The sequence below is a fragment of the Pigmentiphaga sp. genome (assembly GCF_019689535.1).
Taxonomy (GTDB): Bacteria; Pseudomonadota; Gammaproteobacteria; order Burkholderiales; family Burkholderiaceae_B; genus Pigmentiphaga.
Genome location: NZ_JADGHH010000253.1, coordinates 1 through 4060 on the forward strand (window position 1 = coordinate 1; position 4060 = coordinate 4060).

At 64.0% G+C, this 4060-nt stretch carries 3 protein-coding genes; 1 reads left to right on the forward strand and 2 read right to left on the reverse strand.

Annotated features, from left to right (window positions below; genetic code table 11):
- Positions 1-98: 98 nt before the first annotated feature.
- The gene (locus IRZ12_RS16105) at positions 99-848 is read right to left on the reverse strand and encodes a FadR/GntR family transcriptional regulator (RefSeq protein WP_296470605.1); all 750 of its coding nucleotides are present in this window, start codon (positions 846-848) and stop codon (positions 99-101) included.
- 202 nt (positions 849-1050) lie between these two features.
- On the opposite strand from IRZ12_RS16105, the gene IRZ12_RS16110 reads away from it, so the two are divergent.
- A complete protein-coding gene (locus tag IRZ12_RS16110) occupies positions 1051-2304 on the forward strand; it encodes an aromatic ring-hydroxylating dioxygenase subunit alpha (RefSeq protein ID WP_296470608.1) in 1254 nt (417 codons plus the stop codon).
- A 57-nt stretch (positions 2305-2361) separates the two neighbouring features.
- On the opposite strand, the gene mgtE is transcribed toward IRZ12_RS16110, so the two are convergent.
- On the reverse strand, positions 2362-3831 hold the full coding sequence (gene mgtE / locus IRZ12_RS16115; RefSeq protein WP_296470611.1) for a magnesium transporter: 1470 nt from the start codon (positions 3829-3831) through the stop codon (positions 2362-2364).
- Between the last annotated feature and the right edge of the window lie 229 nt (positions 3832-4060).

The window sequence follows — 4060 nt, forward strand, 5'->3', positions numbered from 1 at the left end:
GTTGTAAAGCCCGCCCACGTGGTCCGGGTGTTGGTTTTCGGGACGTTCGGCGAAGGGGGGGCGACGGGGGAAATCCAAAGGCCGCCAGGCTGGGAGGATTAGTCCTTCGCCCGGGAGGCCGAGCTTGCTTCTTGCGACAACGTCTTATTCCTCTGGTAGCTCAGCCGTTCCCGCATCAGCCGGGAAGCTTCGGCGCCGTCGCCGGATTCGATGGCAGCCAGCATCCGCTTGTGGTGGCGCATGATGCGCACGGCCGATGCTGGCGTGAGATTCGGGCGCAGCACGGGGCGCAGGACAATGCTCAGGGCGCGGAACTGCGCCAGCAGGATGCGGCTGTGGGATGCCTGCACGATGGCTTCATGAAAGCGCATCGAGGCGTCCGCAAAGCGGTCGAGTTCATCCTTGAGCGCCGATAGTTCGGCCAGTACCGCACGCAATCTTTCCAGATCGGCGTCGTTGCGTCGCTCAGCCGCCAGTTCGGCCGCCATTTCCTCGATCGCCATCTGGGCGTCGAACACCTCGCCCGACGTGACGCCGATGAGCTTTAGGTGAATGGCCATTGCATCGGCCAGCCGATCCGGGTTGCCCTGGGCCACCCATACGCCGCCGCGCGATCCCATTCGAATCTCGACGATGCCCAGCCCTTCAAGGGTGCGTAGGGCGTCGCGCGCCGCCATGCGGCTGACGCCGAATTGTTCGGACAGCGCGGCCTCGCTGCCCAGAAACTGGCCGGCAACGATCTCTTTGTTCAAAACGGCGGCGCGTATCTGCGCCACGATGCCCCCCGAAAGCGTTTCGTTGGGGACCGCTGTCCAAGTACGGGTCGATGGAGAGACTTTCTTGACCAAACCCGAATCCTTTGCGTGCCGTGGTGAGATGGATCGTGACGTAGGTACGCCGCATTATAGGTTGCCCTGCGTGGCGGGACCGGCCGCACAGGTCTTCCGGGAACGACCACCTGCTGCCCGCGCAGATAAGTATGATATATAATATAGATAGCGCGGCCGCTTTTCGTTCATGCCGCACTCCTTCACCTGCAATGGAACGGTCATGCTGAATCAGGAAAAAAATGCGCTATTGACCCGGGTGGGGCCGGGCACGCCCATGGGAGACTTGCTGCGCCGGTATTGGATGCCCATCGCGGGGGTTAGCGAGTTCGACACGCGTGCGACCAAAGCCGTGCGCATCATGGGCGAGGACTTGGTCCTGTATCGTGACCTGAGCGGGAACTGGGGGTTGGTGGACCGGCACTGCCCACATCGCCGAGCCGACATGACGCACGGATTCCCGGAGCCCCATGGCCTGCGCTGCAGTTATCACGGATGGTGTTTTTCCGCGGACGGCGCCTGCGTGGAGCAGCCCTACGAGGACGTCGCCCATCCGGAAATCCGCATGAAGGATAAGGTGCGGATCAAGGCGTATCCGGTCCAGGAAAAGGCGGGCCTGCTATGGGCGTACATGGGCCCCCAGCCTGCCCCTCTCTTGCCCGACTGGGAGGCGTTCTCATGGCCCAATGGGTTCCGGCAGATCGTTTTGTCCGTGATTCCCTGTAACTGGTTCCAGTGCCAGGAAAACTCCATCGATCCCGTGCATTTCGAGTGGGCGCACAACAACTGGAGCCTGCGCCAGCGCGGGGTGCTTGGGCCCTATTCGCCCCCGCACAAAGAAGTCGGCTTCGAGGAGTTCGAGTTCGGGTTTCTCTACAAGCGTGTCCGGGGCAATGCAACCAAGGACGATCCGCTGTGGTCTATCGGGCGGGTCTGCTTGTGGCCCAATGCCGTCTTCCTCGGTGACCACTTCGAGTGGCGCGTTCCGGTGGACGACGAACACACCCTGAGCGTTTGCTGGTCTTTCACCCGCGTTCCCCGGGAGCGCGAACCCTACGTGCAAGAGCGCATCCCGACCTGGCATGGGCCTATCCGTGATGCCGAGGGCAACTGGATCACCAGCCATGTGATGAACCAGGACTTCGTCGCGTGGGTGGGGCAGGGGACCATCGCCGACCGTAGCCTCGAGACGCTGGGCCCCAGCGATCGCGGCATCGCCATGATCCGCAAGAAGTTCTTCGAGGAGCTCGAGGTCGTCGCCGGCGGCGCGGACCCGAAAGGCATATTGCGGGATCCGGAAAAGAACCACCGCGTCGAATTGCCGATGGCCTTCCGCAAGGAGCTGGTCGAGGGAATGACCATGGCGGAGCTAAAGGCGCATCCGATATTCGGCCGTCACATGCAGCACTACATCTTCCAGGCAGGGCAGCCGGAGTCGGTGGAACGGGCCTATAAGGAAGCCATGGGCTTGGCGTGAACGCCGTCGCCCCGCGCAGGGCGGCGTGGGGCGCGAGCACTGCCGGCGGGGACGCGGCTACGTCAGGAAGATGGTCGCTAGCCCCAGGAAAATAAAGAAGCCCATCGTGTCAGTGGCGAAGGTGAGCAGTACCGAGGAGCCGATGGCCGGATCCTTGCCGAACCGGCTGCGGGTCAGGGGAACCAGCATGCCTATGCTGGCGCCAACCAGCAGGTTGAGCACCATCGCGGCCATCATGACGAGGCCGAGCGAATAGCGCCCCGAAATCGCCCAGGCGAACAGCCCCGCCACGGCGCCGCCCCCCAGCCCGACGAAAAATGCGATCTGGAGCTCGCGGCGGATCAGCTTGCCGACGTTGGCGGCGTTGATGCGGCCCACCGCCAGGGCCCGGATGATTAGCGTCATGGTCTGGTTGCCCGAATTGCCGCCTATGCCGGCGACGATGGACATCAGGAAGGCCAGGATGACGATGTGGCCCACCGTTTCTTCGAAGCGTGAGGCGACGAAGGCGGCGATCGAGGCGGTGCACAGGTTGACTAGCAGCCACGGCGCGCGGTTGCGGATGGCCTTGGGGATTGGGGCGAAGATGTCTTCTTCTTGCAGGCCGGCCTTGGACAGCGCCTGTTCGTCCGAGGCCTCGCGGATCACGTCCACCACCTCGTTCACGGTCACCCGGCCGATCAGCCGCCCCACGGCATCGACCACGGGCGCAGACACCAAGTCGTAGCGTTCGAACGCAGCGGCTGCTTCGGCGGCCTCGTCGAGCGGCGCCAGCGTCAGGATTTCGGTGTCCATGACGTCAGCGACCTTGGTCTCGGGATCGCTTACCAGCAACCGGTTGATGGGCAGGCTGCCCATGAGCTTATCGTGCCGGTCGACCACGAAGATCTGGTCGGTGTGATCGGGCAATTCGTGCAGGCGGCGCAGGTAACGCAGCACGACCTCTAGCGTCACGTCGTTGCGCACCCGGACCATTTCGAAGTCCATGATCGCGCCCACCGAGTCTTCGGGGTAGCTCATGACTTCGGTCAGGCGCGCCCGCTCTTCGTCGGTCAGGCCCTTCTGCACCTCGGCCACGACTTCGGGGGGCAGGTCTGGAGCGAGGTCGGCCAGTTCGTCCGCCTCCAGGCTCTCGGCCGCCGCCAGCAGCTTTTGCTGGTCCGTGGTGGCGATCAGCGATTCCCGCATCCAGTCGGCGACTTCGAGCAGCACCTCGCCCACGCGTTCAGGGCGAACGAGCTGCCAGACGATCTGCCGATCTTCTTTGGGTAGGGATTCGAGGATGAAGGCGATGTCGGCCGGATGCAGGTCGTCCAGCAGGGCGCTCAGCTCGGCTTCATGCTGCCGGTGGACCAGCGCTTCGACGAGCGGCGCGCGGGTGTCCCCGGCCTCTTGCCTCTGGACGAGCTCTTCGACCAGATGCTGGCGTCGCAGCAGCTCTTGGACGTGTTCCAGAGCCTCTTGGGCGTCTTCGGGTTCGAGGCGGTTGCGCTCGAGGGATTTGGGTTCAGTTGCTTGTTCGACCATCGCGCGGGAAACACAAAGCGGCCCCGCACGGGCCTGGGGCCTGGCCGCCTGACGCAGGCGGGCTCAGAGGTGGCTCGAACGGGTGCCGGAAGACAAGGGGCCGGCTGGTATTAAGGGTCTAGGTCGTGGCTGTGAGGCCATGCCGAAAAGCAGTGCCTGGCACTGCAGAGTTGACGACGCCGCAATTGTACGCGTGCAGGCGGTGTTCGTCAGGGCGTCGGGCCGGCTT

Excerpts from the sequence above, each read along its gene's own strand:
- IRZ12_RS16110 (WP_296470608.1), top strand. The coding sequence starts at position 1,051 with ATGCTGAATCAGGAAAAAAATGCGCTATTGACCCGGGTGGGGCCGGGC.
- mgtE (WP_296470611.1), bottom strand. The coding sequence starts at position 3,831 with ATGGTCGAACAAGCAACTGAACCCAAATCCCTCGAGCGCAACCGCCTC.